This is a genomic window from Acinetobacter sp. SFD (assembly GCF_001647575.1).
In the GTDB taxonomy this organism is placed as follows: domain Bacteria; phylum Pseudomonadota; class Gammaproteobacteria; order Pseudomonadales; family Moraxellaceae; genus Acinetobacter; species Acinetobacter pecorum.
The window spans coordinates 135,841-155,568 of the sequence record NZ_LSZJ01000016.1 but is presented as its reverse complement, the minus strand read 5'-3'; the positions used below and the strand labels follow the sequence as shown (position 1 = coordinate 155,568).

General features: G+C 42.3%; 22 protein-coding genes. 6 read left to right on the top strand and 16 right to left on the bottom strand.

The features are described from left to right. Positions 1-164: 164 nt before the first annotated feature. Positions 165-710 carry a glutathione peroxidase gene (locus AY605_RS13890; RefSeq protein WP_064096960.1) on the top strand — a complete coding sequence of 182 codons (546 nt, stop codon included), beginning with the start codon at positions 165-167 and terminating at the stop codon, positions 708-710. Positions 711-1,121: 411 nt separating this feature from the next. Beyond that, a complete protein-coding gene (locus AY605_RS13885; protein WP_064096959.1) occupies positions 1,122-1,697 on the top strand; it encodes a hypothetical protein in 576 nt (191 codons plus the stop codon). 76 nt (positions 1,698-1,773) lie between these two features. Here the strand turns inward: AY605_RS13885 and adhP are convergent, their stop codons facing one another. The 13 genes from adhP to AY605_RS13820 form a co-directional block, all read right to left on the bottom strand. After that, positions 1,774-2,805 (bottom strand): alcohol dehydrogenase AdhP, encoded by a 1,032-nt coding sequence (gene adhP, locus AY605_RS13880; protein ID WP_064096958.1) that lies wholly within the window; start codon positions 2,803-2,805, stop codon positions 1,774-1,776. A 401-nt stretch (positions 2,806-3,206) separates the two neighbouring features. Then, entirely contained in the window at positions 3,207-4,583 is a 1,377-nt protein-coding gene (locus AY605_RS13875) for an NAD-dependent succinate-semialdehyde dehydrogenase (protein ID WP_064096957.1), read from the bottom strand. A 302-nt stretch (positions 4,584-4,885) separates the two neighbouring features. Beyond that, positions 4,886-5,563, bottom strand: a complete 678-nt coding sequence (locus AY605_RS13870; protein WP_155857674.1) for a hypothetical protein — start codon at positions 5,561-5,563, stop codon at positions 4,886-4,888. An 81-nt stretch (positions 5,564-5,644) separates the two neighbouring features. Further along, entirely contained in the window at positions 5,645-6,064 is a 420-nt protein-coding gene (locus AY605_RS13865) for a F0F1 ATP synthase subunit epsilon (RefSeq protein WP_064096955.1), read from the bottom strand. Positions 6,065-6,090: 26 nt separating this feature from the next. Then, entirely contained in the window at positions 6,091-7,485 is a 1,395-nt protein-coding gene (gene atpD, locus AY605_RS13860; protein ID WP_004280997.1) for a F0F1 ATP synthase subunit beta, read from the bottom strand. A 26-nt stretch (positions 7,486-7,511) separates the two neighbouring features. Further along, positions 7,512-8,381, bottom strand: coding sequence for a F0F1 ATP synthase subunit gamma (gene atpG / locus AY605_RS13855; protein WP_004280996.1), 870 nt, complete (start codon positions 8,379-8,381; stop codon positions 7,512-7,514). Between the two features lie 88 nt (positions 8,382-8,469). Continuing rightward, positions 8,470-10,014: a F0F1 ATP synthase subunit alpha gene (gene atpA / locus AY605_RS13850; RefSeq protein ID WP_005094547.1), complete on the bottom strand. Its 1,545-nt coding sequence runs from the start codon at positions 10,012-10,014 to the stop codon at positions 8,470-8,472. A 43-nt stretch (positions 10,015-10,057) separates the two neighbouring features. Next, positions 10,058-10,594, bottom strand: coding sequence for a F0F1 ATP synthase subunit delta (locus AY605_RS13845; RefSeq protein WP_005094549.1), 537 nt, complete (start codon positions 10,592-10,594; stop codon positions 10,058-10,060). Positions 10,595-10,606: 12 nt separating this feature from the next. Beyond that, complete coding sequence (locus tag AY605_RS13840; protein ID WP_064096954.1) at positions 10,607-11,077, bottom strand: F0F1 ATP synthase subunit B; 471 nt, start codon at positions 11,075-11,077, stop codon at positions 10,607-10,609. 39 nt (positions 11,078-11,116) lie between these two features. Next, positions 11,117-11,362, bottom strand: a complete 246-nt coding sequence (gene atpE, locus AY605_RS13835) for a F0F1 ATP synthase subunit C (RefSeq protein WP_000424060.1) — start codon at positions 11,360-11,362, stop codon at positions 11,117-11,119. Between the two features lie 83 nt (positions 11,363-11,445). After that, positions 11,446-12,321, bottom strand: coding sequence for a F0F1 ATP synthase subunit A (atpB, locus tag AY605_RS13830; protein WP_064096953.1), 876 nt, complete (start codon positions 12,319-12,321; stop codon positions 11,446-11,448). Positions 12,322-12,432: 111 nt separating this feature from the next. Continuing rightward, a complete protein-coding gene (locus AY605_RS13825; protein WP_064096952.1) occupies positions 12,433-12,825 on the bottom strand; it encodes an ATP synthase subunit I in 393 nt (130 codons plus the stop codon). 174 nt (positions 12,826-12,999) lie between these two features. After that, a complete protein-coding gene (locus tag AY605_RS13820) occupies positions 13,000-13,836 on the bottom strand; it encodes a metal ABC transporter solute-binding protein, Zn/Mn family (RefSeq protein ID WP_064096951.1) in 837 nt (278 codons plus the stop codon). 147 nt (positions 13,837-13,983) lie between these two features. On the opposite strand from AY605_RS13820, the gene AY605_RS13815 reads away from it, so the two are divergent. Genes AY605_RS13815 through znuB form a run of 3 tightly spaced genes read left to right on the top strand, consistent with a single transcriptional unit; the run spans position 13,984 to position 16,049 of the window. Further along, a complete protein-coding gene (locus AY605_RS13815) occupies positions 13,984-14,481 on the top strand; it encodes a transcriptional repressor (RefSeq protein ID WP_064096950.1) in 498 nt (165 codons plus the stop codon). Then, positions 14,463-15,245, top strand: a complete 783-nt coding sequence (znuC, locus tag AY605_RS13810) for a zinc ABC transporter ATP-binding protein ZnuC (RefSeq protein WP_064096949.1) — start codon at positions 14,463-14,465, stop codon at positions 15,243-15,245. The genes AY605_RS13815 and znuC overlap by 19 nt, the downstream gene beginning before the upstream one ends. A 3-nt stretch (positions 15,246-15,248) precedes the next feature. Beyond that, complete coding sequence (znuB, locus tag AY605_RS13805) at positions 15,249-16,049, top strand: zinc ABC transporter permease subunit ZnuB (protein ID WP_064096948.1); 801 nt, start codon at positions 15,249-15,251, stop codon at positions 16,047-16,049. A gap of 88 nt (positions 16,050-16,137) precedes the next feature. On the opposite strand, the gene AY605_RS13800 is transcribed toward znuB, so the two are convergent. Beyond that, positions 16,138-16,758, bottom strand: coding sequence for a LysE family transporter (locus AY605_RS13800; protein WP_064096947.1), 621 nt, complete (start codon positions 16,756-16,758; stop codon positions 16,138-16,140). 161 nt (positions 16,759-16,919) lie between these two features. Between AY605_RS13800 and AY605_RS13795 the strand changes: the two genes are divergently transcribed. Further along, entirely contained in the window at positions 16,920-17,840 is a 921-nt protein-coding gene (locus AY605_RS13795) for a Dyp-type peroxidase (protein ID WP_064096946.1), read from the top strand. A gap of 131 nt (positions 17,841-17,971) precedes the next feature. On the opposite strand, the gene AY605_RS13790 is transcribed toward AY605_RS13795, so the two are convergent. After that, positions 17,972-18,442, bottom strand: a complete 471-nt coding sequence (locus tag AY605_RS13790; protein WP_064096945.1) for a hypothetical protein — start codon at positions 18,440-18,442, stop codon at positions 17,972-17,974. Then, positions 18,429-19,727, bottom strand: coding sequence for a LysM peptidoglycan-binding domain-containing protein (locus AY605_RS13785; protein ID WP_064096944.1), 1,299 nt, complete (start codon positions 19,725-19,727; stop codon positions 18,429-18,431). The genes AY605_RS13790 and AY605_RS13785 overlap by 14 nt, the downstream gene beginning before the upstream one ends. Position 19,728: the final 1 nt, after the last annotated feature.

Below are 19,728 nucleotides of genomic sequence, written 5' to 3'. Positions count from 1 at the left end.
TGTATTAAGCTATTCCTATTCGCACCCTAGCATAATAGATTTTTCACATAATATTGCAGCAATTTTACTGCCTTAAGTAAATCAGCTCACCTGTTTGTACTTGTACTAAATCTGAATACCCGTTAAAACAAATACCGATTCAGTCGCAATAAACAGGAAATCTAATGACTCGCTCTGTATATGACATTCCAGTCAAAACCATTGACGGAACAGAAACCACTTTAAACCAGTACCAGGGTAAGGTTTTGCTGGTGGTCAACGTCGCTTCTAAATGTGGCCTGACGCCGCAATATGAAGGTTTACAAAAACTGTATGATGACAAAAAAGCTGAAGGTCTGGAAATTCTGGGCTTTCCTGCCAACAACTTTTTGGAGCAGGAACCAGGCAGTGAAGCCGAGATTCAGGAATTCTGTTCGGTGAATTATAAAGTCGACTTTCCGTTATTCGCAAAAATCTCTGTGGCGGGCGAAGACAAGCATCCTTTATATACCACTCTTACACAGGCTGTACCGGAACGTATCGGCGAAGGTCCTTGGTGGAAAGATCTGGTCGATTATGGCCTGACCCCTAACCAGCCACCGGAAGTACTCTGGAACTTTGAAAAATTCCTGATCAATAAAAATGGCGAAGTGGTGGCACGTTTTGCACCGGACATTACTGCAGATGATCCACGGATTGTAGATGCGGTGAATGCAGAACTTGCAAAATAACGCTCTGCTCTTCCAATAAGTATTAAGATTAAAATAAGTATCCGTTTTTATAATGGATACTTATTTCTATTTAAAACTCTTATTTTTACTAAATTAATATTCACCTACATTTGTAAAGACTCAACTAACCCGTGCACAATCAGCAATTGCTTAGGATGCAGGAAAATAATAGTCGAATGAAATTCCACACAATAAAGTCTTCAAGTTAATCGCCGGCCAAACGAGCCGCCCCCGCTTAAAATAAAATATTTACTTATTCATTTTTATTAGATTTTTCTCACTTCTGTCTGGCTAATTATTTAAAATCCAGAAGAATTGTTATGAGTTTGCAACAATCTTTTTTATCTCCATAGTTTATCCTTATATTAAACACTATTCAAATTCTATCACCTGTATCGAGACCCTGATTCCATGTCCAAGATTCTTGCCAATGCTGTCCTTCCTTTCGCATTATTTAGCTCGGGAATTTTACTGATGGGCTGTGAACAGGCTGTCGAACCACCCACTGAACAGGCAGATACAACAACGTCAGATCTGGAACCAGCCTCTCAGCCACAAGGCTCGGCAACACCAAATGAGCTTAAATCTGGCAATATGTTTTATATGGTTCGGGATGTCGCCGACTTGCAGCTCAAGGCCGGCAGTTATGTGGAACAGTTAAAACAGACCCAGACCGAACTGCAAACGGCGGTCGAAGCCAAAGATACCCAGCAGCTGCAATCCACTGCGACCCAGCTTCAACAGCAACTCAGCAGTTTTAATCAGGTGCTGGGTAACCTGAACTTGAAAAGTCAGGAAATTGACCAGATTCGTAATAATATGATGTCTGCAAACCAGCAAGTGCTGGCTTCTCCCCTCCTGAATGGTCAGGTAGATTTTAGCCAAGTGGACTTGAAAAAGATTGAATCGCAGATGGTCAATGTTCAAGCCGAAATGGTCAAACTGGCCGGCTTGCTGATCCAGAATCCCGAGCAGGAACAAGGTTAAAACTCATTTAAACCCTTTCATCAAAAAACCAATCCGGCAAGAACCAGATTGGCTTTTATTTCCTCTCAATGAGGAATTAAAGTCGCATATCGATCACGATCCGGCCATCAATTTTCCCTTGTTCCATACGCTGAAAAATATCATTGATATTTTGCAGCGGCTCAACATTAATATGTGCCTTAACCTTACCCCGGGCAGCAATATCCAATGCTTCCTTGAGATCCAGTCGCGTACCCACTATCGAGCCGCGCACCGTAATGCCGTCAAGTACCATATCAAAAATCGACAAGTCAAACTTGCCTGGTGGTAAACCATTTAGCACCATAGTTCCCCCCCGACGCACGATCGAGACAGCCTGTTCAAAAGCTTTGGGAGAGACGGCTGTTACCAATACCCCATGACAACCTTCTCCGGCGGCTTTCATCACTTCTTCTTTTACATCAGATTTCAGTGCATTTATGCCCACATCAGCACCCAGATTTTTGGCCAGTTCCAGTTTTGAGTCATCCACATCTATGGCAATGACATTAAATCCCATGGTTTTGGCATATTGAACAGCAATATGACCCAGACCGCCAATGCCCGAAATTGCCATCCAGTCTCCTGTTTTGGCATCAGCCATTTTCAGACCTTTATAGACAGTGACGCCTGCACAGAGAATAGGTGCAATTTCAAGTAAGTCTACTCCCTCCGGAATTACTCCTACATAATCTCCATCGGCCAGACAATATTCAGCAAAGCTGCCGTTGACCGAATACCCCGAATTTTGCTGTTTTCTACACAGGGTTTCCCAGCCCGCATAACAATGTTCACAATGGCCACACGCCGAATACAGCCATGGAATACCGACAATATCTCCTATTTTTAAATGGTCAATGCCTTCACCTATTTCAATCACTTCTCCTACTCCCTCATGCCCGGGAATAAAAGGTAAGCTCGGTTGCACCGGCCAGTCGCCATGCATGGCATGCAGATCGGTATGACAAACACCTGTGGCAATGATCTTGACCAGGATTTTGCCTGGGCTAACTTGAGGGATGTCGAGTTCTTGGATTTCTAAGGGTTGGTTAAATGCAGTTACGACCGCTGCTTTCATTGTTGTTGGCATATTAATTCTCTCTTCTATTATTATAATTTCAGATTATTTTTGAATAATCTCCTTAACTATAGACAATAGAAAAACTGCAACAACAATAGAATTGTATTTCTCAGCTATTCTTTACAAATTCTTAAAATTCTTTTGGCTGTTATTTTTAAATTATGCTCGACTATCTCAAAACAAATATTTTTATTTATACATAAATATAAGAATAATAATGATTTAATTAAATTCACTATCAGCAGATATAATATTTTTATCCAAATAAGATAGCTTCAAATTTTAGACTCCATCTTCTTAAGCCCATATCTTTATAATAAGGTGATAATTAGTCATATTCGAAAGGAATTTAATCAATACTAATTAAAAGAAAGCCACTTCAGCAGTGGCTTTCTAGTTTGGTGTTGGGCTTATTTTTTCGGGCTTTTGACGACGACCAGTTTTTTCTGCACAAATTCTCTGAAACCGTCAATGGAGAGTTCGTGACCATAACCCGAGTTCTTGATTCCGCCAAATGGCAGTTCTGGTGCAGTATCGGTATACCAGTTAATCCAGATCATGCCCGTTTCGACACGTGAAGCCAGCTTTTTCGCCCGCTCGATATCTTGTGAATGAATCACGCCACCCAGACCATAATTGGAATCATTGGCAATCGAAACAATCTCATCCTCATCCTTGGCCACATAAATCTGGGCAACCGGACCAAAGAATTCTTCATACCAGGCCGGATTATCTCGGCTGATATTTTCCAAAATCGTCGGCTGATAGAAATTGCCTGCATGCTCATACGGCTTACCACCAGTGACCACTTTCGCACCATGTTCTACCGCCTTATCGACCTGTTCAGTCAGCTTTTCCAAAGCGTCAGCGGAAGACAGTGGACCCAATGTGGTTTCAGGATCAAGCGGATCGCCAATTTTTAACCCTTCAAATACCTTGATCATGCCAGCCTTGAATTGTTCGGCAATTTTTTCATGTAGGATAAAGCGCTTGGCTGCTGTACAGACTTGACCGGTATTGTTCACCCGAGCTTGGCAGCCTATCTTGATGGCCTTTTCCAGATCAGCATCATCCAGCACAATAAAGACATCATTACCGCCCAGTTCCAGCGTTGATTTTTTAAGATGTTTTCCGGCCTGCTCAGCGACAGCACTGCCCGCACCTTCTGAACCTGTGAGTGCCACACCACGTACACGTTTATCTGCAATCACCTCAGCAACCTGATCACTGCTAATAAACAGGTTGGTCCAGACACCTTTGGGTGCGCCTGCATCCAAGATCAGTTGTTCAAAAGCTTCGGCACATTGCGGTACAATTCCGGCATGTTTTGCCAGAACCGGATTACCGATGGCACAGTTCGGTGCAAAAACCCGCATTAATTGATAAAACGGAAAATTCCACGGTTCAACTGCCATAACAATGCCCAATGGATGATGCTCAACCCAGGATTCTCCCAGTTCCGTTTCGTAGGACACAGGCGCTAAAAATTCTTTGGCATGATCAGCATAGTATTCAGCAATTTTGGCGCAGGTTTCGATTTCACCTTCACTCTGCTTGATCAGTTTACCCATATCCAGCGTCATGAGCTTGGCCAGTTCCGACTTTCGCTCACGCATACTGCTAGCCAGCTTGCGCAGTACCTCAATACGGGTATCGGCCTTTTGAGCCCATTCCGATTTCAGGATTTTTTCTGCGGTATCGAGGGCATTTTGAATATCTTGATCGCTATGGGAGGGGTAGTCTTTCAATTTTTGATTGGTAAATGGATTAATAGATTGATAAGCCATGATTTTCCCTTTTTCAATTATAAGTTTCGCCTGTTCTGAACCCAGTCAAATGAAGTTATAACAAGCAAGTATCTGTTCGAATTATTTAACTTATCATTGATTCTTTTATGGCGTGTGCCTGCTTACAGATTGGTTCAAAACATTACTGAGAAAGGGTAAAAGTTATATCGAGTGGTACAAATAACATAAGAGTACATGGGGAAGATAGAAACTTTTCCATAAATCTAATTTCTAAATATATTCCTCTTAAATTTTATGTGGAATTTAATAAATTACTTAATATGGATTAATACTAGAAGATGTCACTTTATATGGTTTTCTAGAAATGAATCACTTTTAATCAAATTTATAATTTCTCCAATATAATCATCTGAAATTTTCATAAAATTTGCATTTACTCCCTCCAGAAAAAGTAGAATTTCATTAGTAGGCACATCGCCATTTTCATTAATTTTATTTGTAATCTCAATAAATAAACTATTAATTTGCTCATGAAAATCTAGCAAAGATTTTTTTAATAATTCATTTTCTATAACCTTTAGATAGAATAAACCTTCATGCATTAATTGATCTAAGCATAAATTTATAGTTGCTACTTTACTAAAAATCTGTTTTTTATGTTCTTCAATTAAATTATATTTATCAGCTCTCTTACTATTTTGAAAAGTTCTTATCTCCGATTGAAACGGTGAGAGGTACAAAACTTCGCCATGCAGTATTTTTAAATGATTAATTAAATTTTTTCCCAAATCACTAAAATAACTCGCTTTATGTTCTTGCTTCCACATATCTAATAAAAGATATGCAACTATAGCAGCATATAAAGTTGCCCCAAAACTTAGACAAGAAGCTAAAGCTGCTCCCCGATCAATGGACATTGGTAAAATAAAAACAATTGCAATCAATACTGTATAAGAAAAAATAAGTAAGAACATAGAAAGCACTTTTCTATAAAGACTTCGTTCTGAAAATTTCTTCAATGCTAACCCCTTTTATTATTAATTATATATATCATAAAAAAACCACCCTTTCGGGTGGTTTTTTCAATCTCAAACCGTCTCTTATTGAGCGCGGTTTTTGATTTTGCGGATCGTTTCCAGCTGAGCAGCAGTTTCTGCAAGAGCAGCCAAAGCAGCAGCAGCGTCCAAATCGCCCTTTTGATTTGCTAGCAATTGTTCAGCGTGTTTACGCGCTTCAATAATTGCAGCTTCATCCAAGTTTTCTGCACGGACTGCAGTATCTGCAAGAACCGTAACAACATGCGGTTGAACTTCTAGAACACCACCAGATACATAGATTAATTCTTCTGTACCGTTTTCCAAAATAACGCGGATCGCGCCAGGTTGGAGCAAAGTTACCAGCGGAGCGTGACCAGGCATAATACCTAACTCACCGCCAGCACCTTTAGCAATTAGCATAGTTACAGTGCCTGAGTACAAAGACTCTTGAACACTTACAACGTCACATTGCATAGTCGCCATGAGAATCTCCTAAATTAGGGAACTAATTAAAGTTTCTCAGCTTTAGCAATCACTTCGTCAATACCACCAACCATGTAGAACGCTTGTTCTGGGATGTGATCGTATTCACCAGCTAGAAGACCTTTAAAGCCACGAATCGTTTCTTTAAGAGATACTAATTTACCAGGAGCACCAGTAAATACTTCAGCTACGTGGAACGGTTGAGAGAAGAAACGCTGGATTTTACGCGCACGGTAAACAACCAGTTTATCTTCTTCAGCAAGCTCGTCCATACCAAGAATCGCGATGATGTCTTTAAGCTCTTTATAACGTTGCAATACGTTCTGTACAGAACGTGCAATTTCATAATGCTCTTGACCAACAACTAACGGATCTAATTGGCGTGAAGTTGAGTCTAGTGGATCGATCGCTGGGTAAATACCAGAAGATGCGATGTCACGGCTCAATACAACAGTTGCGTCTAAGTGAGCAAACGTTGTAGCAGGCGATGGATCTGTTAAGTCATCGGCAGGTACGTATACCGCTTGGATTGACGTAATAGAACCAGACTTAGTCGATGTAATACGCTCTTGAAGAACACCCATCTCTTCTGCAAGTGTAGGCTGGTAACCTACTGCAGATGGCATACGACCTAGAAGTGCTGATACTTCAGTACCCGCTAGTGTATAACGATAGATGTTATCTACGAACAATAGTACGTCACGGCCTTTACCGTTTTCGTCTTTCTCGTCACGGAAATATTCAGCCATAGTAAGACCAGTCAACGCTACGCGTAAACGGTTACCCGGTGGCTCGTTCATCTGACCGTAGACCATTGCTACTTTGTCTAGAACGTTAGAATCTTTCATTTCGTGATAGAAGTCATTACCTTCACGAGTACGCTCACCAACACCAGCAAACACAGATAAACCTGAGTGAGCTTTCGCGATGTTGTTGATCAATTCCATCATGTTTACAGTTTTACCAACACCGGCACCACCGAACAGACCAACTTTACCACCTTTCGCGAACGGGCATAGCAAGTCGATGACTTTAATACCAGTTTCTAAAAGGTCAGTAGAAGCTGCTTGTTCTGCATAAGAAGGTGCAGAGCGGTGAATTGGTAAACGCGCTTCAGTCGCAACAGGACCAGCTTCGTCGATCGGGCGACCAAGAACGTCCATGATACGGCCTAGAGTCGCTGTACCTACTGGTACAGAAATCGGCGCGCCAGTGTTAACTACGTTCAAACCACGCTTAAGGCCTTCAGTAGAACCCATTGCAATAGTACGAACTACGCCATCACCAAGCTGTTGCTGAACTTCTAAAGTAGTTTCAGTACCATCTACTTGGAGAGCGTCATAGATCTTAGGAACGCTGTTGCGTTCAAACTCGACGTCGATAACCGCGCCGATGATCTGAATGATACGACCGCTATTCATTGCTGTCTCCTCAATTCAAAATAATGTTAAACGGCAGCGGCACCACCAACGATCTCAGAAATTTCCTGAGTAATCGCGGCTTGACGCAGCTTGTTATAAATAAGTTGCAGGCTCTTAATGATCTCGCCTGCGTTGTCTGTCGCTGCTTTCATAGCGACCATACGTGCAGACTGCTCACATGCGATGTTTTCAATCACACCTTGATACACCACAGACTCGATATAGCGAACCAACAAGCCATTTAAAAGCTCTTCAGCTTCAGGCTCGTAGATATAATCCCAACCGTATTGACGGTTAAGAGTCTTGTCTTCTTCAGCAGCAGCCAAAGGAACAAGTTGTTCGATCTTTTGATTTTGAGTCATGGCATTGACAAAGCCGTTTGACACTAGATAAATACGATCTAACTCGCCTTTATCATAAGCATCCAACATCACCTGTACAGAACCAGATAACTGCTCAAGACTTGGAGTATCACCGACTTGCGTCGTTGCCCCAAGCACTTTACCGCCGTAGTTTTTAAAAAACGAAACCGCTTTTTGACCAATTAAAGCAAATTGAACTTCAATTGACTGCTCTTGTTGCTGTTGAACGTGTTTAACCACTTTTTTGAACAGGTTAATGTTCAAACCACCAGCAAGGCCACGATCTGATGACACAATAATATAGCCAACGCGCTTAACTGGGCGTTCAACCATATAACGGTGTTTGTATTCAGGATTCGCTTGAACCAAATGAGCAATTACACGGTGCATATTTTCGGCATACGGACGGCCTTGAGCCATGCGCTCTTGCGCACGACGCATCTTAGAAGCTGCTACCATTTGCATCGCTCGAGTAATCTTTTGCGTGCTCTTGATACTAGCTACTTTGGCGCGAATTTCTTTTAAATTTGCCATACGCTTAACCTAGTATTCGAAAGCCCTTGCGAGCTTCCGAAGGTTGATTCCGTGAACCAAACCAACACTAATCTAGCAAGTTGCTAAATTAGTAAGTTTGAGTCGCTTTAAAGCTTTCAATACCTGCTTTGATTGCAGCTTCGATGTCTTTGTTGTAATCACCAGAGGCATCGATTTGTTGCATTAACGCAGCATGTTCTGAACGGAAGTAAGAAATCAACGCAGCATCAAAGTCTACGATTTTCTTAACGTCTACGTCAGCCATGTAGCCTTCGTTAGATGCATAAATTGAAACAGCCTGGTCAGCAATTGAGTATGGAGCATATTGTTTTTGCTTCATTAACTCAGTTACACGTTGACCATGTTCAAGTTGCTTACGAGTTGCTTCGTCAAGATCAGAAGCGAACTGAGCAAATGCTGCCAATTCACGGTATTGCGCCAAAGCAGTACGGATACCACCAGACAATTTCTTGATGATCTTGGTTTGCGCTGAACCACCAACACGAGATACAGAGATACCCGCGTTCACAGCAGGACGAATACCTGCGTTGAATAATGATGTTTCAAGGAAGATCTGACCATCAGTAATCGAAATTACGTTGGTTGGTACGAATGCAGATACGTCACCCGCTTGAGTTTCAATAATCGGCAATGCAGTTAATGAACCAGTTTGGCCTTTAACTTCACCGTTAGTGAATTTCTCAACGTAGTCAGCAGATACACGAGAAGCACGTTCAAGTAGACGTGAATGTAGATAGAACACGTCACCTGGATAAGCTTCACGACCTGGTGGACGGCGTAAAAGCAATGAAATTTGACGATACGCAACAGCTTGCTTAGACAAGTCATCATAAATGATTAACGCGTCTTCACCACGGTCACGGTAGTATTCACCCATTGTACAGCCAGAGTACGGAGCCAAATACAGCATTGCTGCTGGATCAGATGCACCTGCTGCGACAACAGTGGTATACGCCATAGCGCCAGTTTCTTCCAGCTTGCGTACTACGTTAGCGATAGTCGATTGTTTTTGACCAATTGCTACGTATACACATTTAATGCCAGAGTTTTTCTGAGCGATGATCGCGTCGATCGCCATTGCTGTTTTACCAGTTTGACGGTCACCAATGATCAACTCACGCTGACCACGGCCTACAGGGATCATTGTATCTACTGATTTATAACCAGTTTGTACAGGTTGATCCACTGACTGACGCCAAATTACGCCTGGTGCTACTTTTTCAACAGCATCAGTTAATTTAGCATCGATCGGGCCTTTACCATCAATCGGGTTACCCAAAGCATCTACTACACGGCCTAAAAGTTCTGGACCAACCGGAACTTCTAATACACGACCTGTGCAACGCGCTTTTTGACCTTCTTGAAGGTTCAAGTAGTTACCTAAAACAACGACGCCCACTGAATCCTGTTCTAGGTTCAGTGCCATACCGTAAAGGCCGCCGTCGAATTCGATCATTTCACCGTACATAGCGTCAGCTAAGCCGTGAATACGCACAATACCGTCGGAAACCATAACAATGGTCCCTTCGTTCTTAGCGGTTGCGCTGGTGTCCAGATCGCCGATACGCTGTTTAATGAGCGCACTGATCTCGGATGGATTCAGTTGTTGCATTGCGCTATACCTCAATCTTTTTAAAGTTCAGTCTTCTTATTTATTAAGCAAGAAGACGAGTACGCATTTTTTCAAGCTTATTAAGCGCAGAATCATCTATCACTTGGTCGCCTGCACGAATAACTACACCAGCAATAAGCTCTGGTTTCACTTCCACAGAAACATTCACTGCTGCGTTAAAGCGTTTTTTCAACGCATCTGCAAGCAATTGTTCTTGGACAGAAGTCAATGGGAATGCTGATTCAATCACAACATCCACAGTATTGTTATTCTGTGATTTGAGCTGTTCATATTCTGCAGCGATTTCAGGAAGAAGTTCCAAACGGTTGTTTTCAGCAAGCAATGTCAAGAAGTTAGACACTGCTGCAGTTTGGTCTTCACCTAAAACTTTAGCAAAAAGAGACACCTGCTCAGCAGGTGTAAGCTCTGGGCGATTTAGATAAGCTGAAAATGCTTCGTCTTGCACCGCAGCACTGAGCAATTCAAGTGCAGTCGACCAAGAGTCAGTTGCACCCTGCTCAGAAGCGTAAGCAAATGCTGCTTTAGCGTAAGGGCGTGCCAACGTCAAGAGTTCAGCCATAATCCGCCTCTCTTAAAGTTTAGCAGCCAGCTGAGTCAGCATGGCATTGTGAGCTTCTGCATCAACTTGCTGGCTAAGAATTTTCTCAGCACCAGTCACTGCAAGAGCAGCCACTTGTTGACGCAATTCTTCGCGAGCAGAATTGATTTCAGTATCAACAGCTTCTTTAGCCTGTTGACGAATACGCTCACCTTCAGCCGCAGCCTGGTTACGCGCTTCTTCGATCAATTGTGCACCACGACGGTTCGCTTGTTCGATCAATTGAGCCGCTTGTGCTTTTGCCGCGTCCAGTTCAGCTTTCACTTGTGCTTGCGCATCTGCAAGGTCAGCCTTCGCTTTTTCAGCAGCGTTTAAGCCATCAGCGATACGACGCTGACGTTCACTAATCGCATTGATTAGTGGTGGCCATACAAACTTCATGCAGAATGCGACGAAAATCGCAAATGCAATCGCTTGGCCAAACAATGTGAGGTTGATATTCATTGCAAATTCCTCAAATAGTGAATTTCGGAATTAAGCTGATTAACCTACAAATGGATTAGCGAAGATGAAGAACAAGCCAATACCAACACCGATCATAGGCACAGCATCAAGAAGACCCGCGATTAAGAACATACGAGTTTGAAGTTGTGGAGCCAATTCTGGTTGACGAGCTACAGCTTCAAGGAAACGGCCGCCTAGAAGACCAAAACCAATCGCAGTACCTAAAGCACCAAAAGCGATCAAGATAGCAGATGCAATTGCAACTAGACCTAAAGTGAGTTCCATGATAATTCCTCAGAGGTTAGGTTTTATACCAAATTAAGTTAGAAAACTGTGCCCAACCATCTCGTGACAGTCAGGCAATACCATTAATGTTTTTCGCTAGCCATACTCAAGTATACGATAGTCAGCATCATGAAAATGAATGCCTGTAGCGTAATAACAAGAATGTGGAAGATCGCCCAAGGCACAGACAACGCCCACTGGATCCAGAACGGCAATAACGCGATTAGGATGAAGATTAACTCACCTGCATACATGTTACCGAACAGTCGGAGAGCCAATGAAACTGGACGAGCAAGGAAGGTTACCAATTCCAAAATCAAGTTCACTGGAATAAGCAACGCTTTTGCAACTGGGTTACTTGGATTGAATGGGTTAAGTGCCAATTCGCCGACAAAACCACTAATACCCTTTTCACGGATACTGTAAAACAAGATCAGTGCAAATACAGACAATGACATACCAAGGGTAATGTTAGGGTCAGTAGATGGAACAATCTTGAAGTAAACGTGATGAGGGTCCATACCAAACACGTTTGCACCAATCAATTGAGCTGTATACGGGATAAAGTCAACTGGGATCAAGTCCATTGCGTTCATGAGGAAAATCCACACGAAAATGGTCAATGCAAGTGGTGCAATTAAGCGTGATTTGCCATGGAAAGTGTCGCGAACACTTGAGTCAACAAACTCAATGATCATTTCAATTGCAGACTGGAACTTGGTTGGAACACCAGCATTTGCAGCTTTCGCTACAATCCAGAACAGCAAACAGAAAATGACACCAAGGCCGATTGACCAACCCATTGAATCCAAGTGAATAGCAGTGAACCCCATCTGTTGAGCTTCATCAGCAGTCTCAGCCAACTTCCAAGAACCATCCGGCATCTTGCCATAGGTCATGTTGGTCAAGTGATGCTTGATATACTCGGTCGAAGTAAGCGCATGTTCTTCAGCAGCCATAAATCACACCTGGTCAATGTCAAATACTAAATAGAGTGAACGAACATCGCGTGCTGCCTGACATCTCGTTCATCTCCTAAAAAACTTTTCAATTTTTTGTTGTGCCTATACTCATTTTTGTAGACGTGACGCCCAAAATGGAGCGACCCACGACATGGCCTGAACGAGCATAAAACCACAAAACAACGCCACCGCTGACAACGGCTTAACATTGCTTAAAATCAAAATGAAACCAACAATCACAATGGCAAACTTTCCCATTAAGCCTTTATACATGTTCGAAAGAACTTGTTTAGACGCGCGGGCTCCTGCTGCTCGAAACGATTGCCACGAAAAATAACAAGTCGCGAGCCAACATACGAGCGCACCTAATGCTGCACTCAAGGCTGCGGTTGAGTCTTTCACGACCCAGCCGATCAAGGCTGAAACAGGGATCATACAGGCTTGCAGGAGGACCAAAGCTTTCGCTAATCGTCGGTCAATCAAGCGACTAGTTCGGCTCATTATTTATTCACTCACAGCAATCATGCTTGACAAGTTTAACAGGTGATTATTTTTAATCGCAGGCATTATAGAGTTACACCCCTGAACATGCAATCTTTTCCCGACCTTAGTCGCGTTTTTTTAAATCGGGTCAATGCTGCTAAACTAATCAAAATCTGTGCATTTTTTAAATCATTAGCGCGCATTTATCACACATTTTTGAGTTTTTGCCGCCAATTGCTGCCACGCTTCTACGAAGTCCCCTGCACCGCTCATGCTTTCATCTACATCCTGGAACACCACCGGTTTGAGTTTTCGGTACTGATTTTCACTGGCATGACCTTCGGCCAGCAGACACATTTTACGTTGTGGACGATGATCCTGCAGAAACTTGATTTGTGCCACAGTTGGCGAGACATGCGGATCATCTGTTAATGCCCCCATGAATTTTAAATTCAGTGGACGCTCCAGATACTGATAGGCATCGTGATAGGACCAATAGGGCTGGGCTTTACTGCTTGAACCGTAACGCTGGGCCGTAGCAAACATGTTCTGTGCAAAGTCACGGGCATTTTTCCAGTAGCGTTCACGATGCTTCGGTAATTGCTGCGAACGCAATGCAGCAATAAAGAAACCAATCCGTACTGCATTGTTGGGATCAAGCCAGACATGCGTATCTACCGTATTTTTTAAGGCCTCGCCACGCGGATTACGCATCGGCAAGGTAGTCAAGATCCCAGAGTCTAAAAGTGCAATACCTTTATTACTTTCATTCAGCACTTTGGCCAATGGTGCTTCATGCGCCTTGCCGAGCCAGATGACCAGGCCCGCATCCTGAATGGTTTTACGATGTGCCGGGGTAAGACTCACATCATGTCCGCTCTGATTGGCCAGCAATAAGGTCGGCTGTTCCACGCCTTGGGTAACTTTCTTGGCGATCAGATAGATCGGCTGAGTAGACACCACCAGACTTTGTGACCAACTGAGTGTGCTGAACAAGGCCAGCAGACTGATTGCAAGGAGACGGAACATGGGCAGGAATCACTTAAAAAACGATAAAATCAGTGAGTGTTATAATATAACAAAAATACAAAAATACCTATGCCCAATCGAAACTCAGAACGCTTCATGCTAAGATTTGAAATCTATTAATTTTCAGTTTCGCACTTGAGGTGAACTATGGGTTCCTGTTCGCACGAACACCACAACGCATTGCACGGCGTGCACGACCATCCGAATGTCGCACAACGTCTTGTCGAAGCTGAAAGTCTTTGTGCAGCAAGCGGTGCACGTCTGACACCTTTACGTAAAGAAGTGCTGGAACTCATTCTGAATGCGCATGGTCCAATGGGTGCCTATGATCTGTTGGCACAAATGAAAAATGCCAGTGATCGCCCTGCGGCCCCCCCAACCGTTTACCGTACCCTGGATTTTTTATTAAGCAAAGGTCTGATTCATCGCCTGACCTCGATCAATGCCTATATTCCTTGTTGCCATCCGCGTGAAGGACATCAGGCTGCTTTTTTAATCTGTACCCGATGTAAAGCCGTCAAAGAAGCTTCAGCGCAGGGTCTACTGGATCAACTCGATGCACTGGCAAGCTCGGACGACTTCACTGCACATCATAGTATTATTGAAATTTCAGGAATTTGTCAGCAGTGCCGCAACAAAGCTTAAGTGCTCCTCCCCTGATTCAGCTTTCCAAGATCTGGGTCAAAATCGATGAGCGCGATATTCTAAAAGCCATTGATTTCTCGCTGCAAGAGAAAGAAATTGTCACACTGATTGGTCCAAACGGTGCGGGTAAGTCAACCTTAATTAAAGTCATGCTCGGCATTCTGAAACCGCAATCAGGTGAAATCACGACTGCGCGCAAGCTTAAATTCTCTTATGTGCCACAGAAATTCAATCCTTCACATAGCTTGCCGCTCCGGGTAAAGGATTTACTGGCACTAGAAAAGTGCCCCGCCAAAATTAAAACCGAGATTATTCGCGATACCGGCATTAATAACCTACAAGACTCCAAAGTTCAGCAGTTGTCTGGTGGCGAACGTCAACGGGTGCTACTGGCTCGCGCCTTGTTGCGCCAGCCGGATATTCTAGTTCTCGATGAACCGATGCAGGGTCTGGACATCCAGTCCGAAGCGGAACTCTATGAATATGTCCGCAGCCTGCCAGAAAAATATGGCTGTGCCATTCTCATGGTTTCACATGACCTGCAATGGGTGATGCAGGGTACACATCGTGTCGTTTGTCTGAACAAGCATATCTGTTGTAGTGGCCTGCCAGAAAGCGTGCAGCAACATCCGGAATACCAGGCTATTTTTGGTACCAACCGGGTGTTTTACCAACATCATCATGACCACTGTGCTCATGGAGACTCTGCGACCCCCTGTCAGCATGATTCACGCCCTCATATCCACCCAGAGCCGGAAGCTTAAACCATGATGGATTGGTTACAACTCCTTTTACCTGCATGGATCATGGGTACGCTATTGGTATTTCTGACTGCCCCACTGGGCTGTCTCATGCTGTGGCGTCGTATGTCCTTTTTTGCCGACACCATGGCACACGGCACTTTATTGGGTGTAGCGCTTGCTGGCGCTTTAAGTTTACCGCTTTGGGTAGGTGTGACCTTTTTGGCCCTACTTTTGGTCGGAATTCTCTGGATTTTGCACGATCCTCGCTTGCCCAATGATGCCCTACTTGCACTTTGCTCAGCGACCCTGCTCTGCTCAGGATTGTTATTCATCCAGCATTTACCCAGCTTAAGACCGGAACTGCTCAGCTATTTATTTGGTGATTTACTCACGATTTCCTGGACTGACTTACCGACTTTTGCCATTGTCATTGGTCTGGCCTTAGCCGTGCTATATAAAAGTTGGCAAGCGCAGATCCAAATCGCGATTGATCCAGACATGGCGGTCAGTGAAGGCGTCAATGCCAAATGGCAACGCCTGATTTTCATGTTGCTGTTAGCACTCTTTACCGTGCTTGCTCTAAAAGCAGTCGGTTCACTCTTGATGGGTGCATTATTGGTGATCCCTGCCCTGACTGCCCGATTACTGGCAAACTCCCCTCGTCAAATGGTGATCTGGGCATTCGTGATTGCACAAATTGGGGTGACCGTAGGCCTCTGGTCTAGTGCAGGCCTCAACACTTCAACAGGTCTAACTATTGTCCTGACCATGGCCACCCTATTTGCATTAATTTTTTGTATCCAGAAGTTTAAAAAGCTGAGTTAATCTTTCTTTCGCATCGTTATAACTTTTATATACTTTTTATTTTCTATTAACCCATTCAGCTCTCTCCAAAGGAGAGAGCAAACAATCTCTATTGATGCACCAAACTCAATAAAAATGCTGCGCCAGCAAATAAACCGGCAAAAGTCCGGTTCATGACTTTTTGTTGTTTCGGCGATCTAAGTAGCCTTAAAACTTTAGCCGCCAGTCCGGTATAACCGGCCATCACAATCAGATCAATTGTCACCATCGTTGCTGCCATAATCAGATATTGAATCCATTGCGGCTTGGACAAGTCCAGAAATTGTGGCAGGACTGCCAGTAAAAATACGATGGCTTTGGGATTACTCATATTGACCAAGAAACCATGTAATACCAGTTTACCTGCCGATTTACGTGCCAATTCGTGTTTAATTTCGATAGATTGTGCGGGTGCTTTCCACTGTAAATATGCCAAATACAACAAATAAGCCACGCCAAACCATTTCACCGCCAAAAATGCCCATGGTGTGGTTGCAAATAAAACTCCCACACCTGCCGCAACCACTGCAATCTGCACCAATAACGCCAGTTGCAGACCCAGCGCATTCCAGTAACCATGCCGAAAACCATAGTTGAGCCCACTCGACATTGATGCAATTGCTCCTGCGCCCGGGGACACACTAATCACCCAGCAGGCCAGCATATAGGCAAACCACAATTGATAGGACATGAACATTTCACTCAGCAAAACCCACCCAATATTATATGAATATTCCAATAAAATCAGGCTAAAAACCTGCTTAAATATAAAGCATTGGACTATTCACTCTGTCTGGCTTCAGGCACAATATAGAAATTAGAAAACAGGACTTATTCTTACAGGAGCCATGAATGACAGCCCAATCGGTAATCTTGCCACTTCCTTCAGATCATGCCCGCTTTATTGTTTTACGTATTAAAGATTTAAGTATTGAAAAATTAAAAGAACAACTTGAACATCTGTTTACTTCACGTGATCGGCTGATCACGCAACATCCTCAAGCACAAATTAAAACGGCGGTAGCCTTTGGGCCTGAGCTCTGGTCACGCCTGTACTCACAAAGTCCTGCAGGTTTTAAACAGCTTGAACCCATTCATGGTTCATTTGAAATGCCTGTGGTTCCAGCAGATATGATCATTCATATAGCCAGTGCCCGTGCTGATATCTGTTTTGCGCTCAGTCAGGCTTTTTTTGAAGGCAGTCAGGACCAGGTTCAGGTGCTAGATGAACGGGTTTGCTTCCGCTATTTTGATGGTCGTGACATAACCGGATTTATTGATGGTACTGAAAATCCACAATTCCCGGATGATCGTGCTGAAGTCGCATTATTAGGTGAAGATTCAGGTATTTTCCAAGATGGTTCGTTTATTTTTGCCCAGCGTTATGCGCATAACCTGGAAAAATGGAAAAAGCTAAAAGTCGATACTCAGGAACAGGTTATGGGTCGCACCAAGCTTGAATCTATTGAATTGGATGATGAAGTCAAACCTAAAAATGCGCACGTGGCACGTACTGTAGTTGAAGATGAAGAAGGCGAAGAAATGGAAATCCTACGTCATTCTCTGCCTTATGGTGATGGACGTGGTGACCAGGGGCTATTCTTTATTGCCTATACCAAAGACCTGAAAATTATTGATGCTATGTTAGAACGTATGTTCGGTACCTCTGGCGATGGGATTCATGACCGTCTATTGCATTTCGTAACACCTCTGGATGGTGCCTATTACTTTGCACCGAGTGAGGAGTTGCTAGAAGAGGTTTTGGAAGGGTAACTTTTAATATTCAATTTAAATTATAAATAAAAGGCTTTAGATTCTTTTTAAAGCCTTTTATTTATTAGTTTTAGTTAAATTTTTTTCAGCTATCTTTTAAGCCAAATTTTTATATTTATATGTGATTCAGATTAATTACAGTTCTTCGTTAAAACTGATTTTGGTATTCTTTTCTTATACATATCAAATTTTTTAGCGATATTTTTATTTGTACTCCCAATAAATGATTTATTGCTAACTAATTCCCTATCATTATCGGAATTAGTACTATCATCTGTAATGAGATCTTTTAACTCATCATCAGTAACTAACAATCCATTTTTATATCTATATTTCAAGTAAGATGTTTCTATTAAATTATTTTTTTTAAACTTAAAGTTATATTTTTCTTGACCATTTTCCCCATAAATATTGAGTAGAAGTGAGCAAAAATTTCTATCTTTATACAACTCAATTCCACCACCTTCTGCGCTTATTCCTTCATTCGTGAGATCTAATTCAAATACTTTTTCTTCAATATTTTTCCTAATGCTCTGATTCGCTGAACTATTGCAAGCAGTTAAAAATATTAAGAGGATTATATAAAATTTATTGAATATCATATTTTACCTTTAGAGGGTCACCACCCGCACTCTCAGTTAATTCTCTAAGCTGAGCCATTGTTTTCCCAGTTTTAAGCTGAAAGTGGGGATTATCGATAATTGATTTCCAATCTCCACCCCATTCCAATCCAATCCCCTTTCCAATAGGAGCAATCTTTTTAAGGATCTTGATATTTTTCTGGTCTGATTTTACATCCATATGTAATTTACCGTCCTCCCATAAAGGAAACACATCAACTGCTAGGGCAAAATTATGATTGCTTTGCCCTCCCCTTGCATTCGTTACCACACTGCCAGAGGCTGTTCTCCCTTTTGCATATAAAGCATCTTGCTGTGTATATGTACGATAATCCTGAACAATTACAAGCTGTACTTGGTGTTTAGTATATACATCATTAATGAATTTTCTAATTTTATCTTGAACTTGGGGATGTAATTTTGCTATTGATTTTTCATTTCTCTGTGAAACTTTAGAGCTAGTAGGAACAGAAGATTCTACCTTGGCTGTTGGTGCATTTTTTTTATTCTTAGATGCATCCTGTTTTACTATTGGTGGAGTAAAAGGCTTTTTATCTTCATTTTTTGTTTTCGCAATAGTAAATACTTCTTTACGAGCATAAACTTTTAATTTTTGATTCTGATTTAGCTTGTCACTGGCTAAACCATTTAACTTCTTGATTTCATTTACAGAATTACCTGTTAATTTTGCAATCAAAGGTAAAGTATCTTTTTGTTGAACAACAATAATATTTATTTTCTCTTGCTGGCTAGATTCTGTTACTTGTGATTTTCCATTCGATGCAATTGTTGAGGATTCTGCTTTCCTAACTGGAAGTTTGAGAATTTGCTGTGGATGTATATCTATATCACTTTTTAAATTATTAAGATGCATCAATTCAGCCACGGTTGTCTGATTATCATCTGCTATTCGAGATAGATAATCACCTTCAGCAACGATATACGTAGACCTTATATACTTACCTGTCGCCATATCTTTAGCTGACAAACTCATCCCTTTAAGCAACACTTTAGGACTACGTATAATAAAAGTTGTCTTTTCTCCAATAAGTTGTATTTTTACTTTAGGTTCATATTCACCAGATGTAAAACTTTTAACTTTTACGTCAATGATTGTACCTATTGGACGCTTAATCCAAACAGATTCACCAATAGGAAGAGTAATATAATCAGATATTAGCGATGAGCCCACCCATAGCTGATGAGCTAAATCATTAATGGGCTGGTCAAGGGCATCTAAAAATTTAATATTTGCTAAACAATCCATA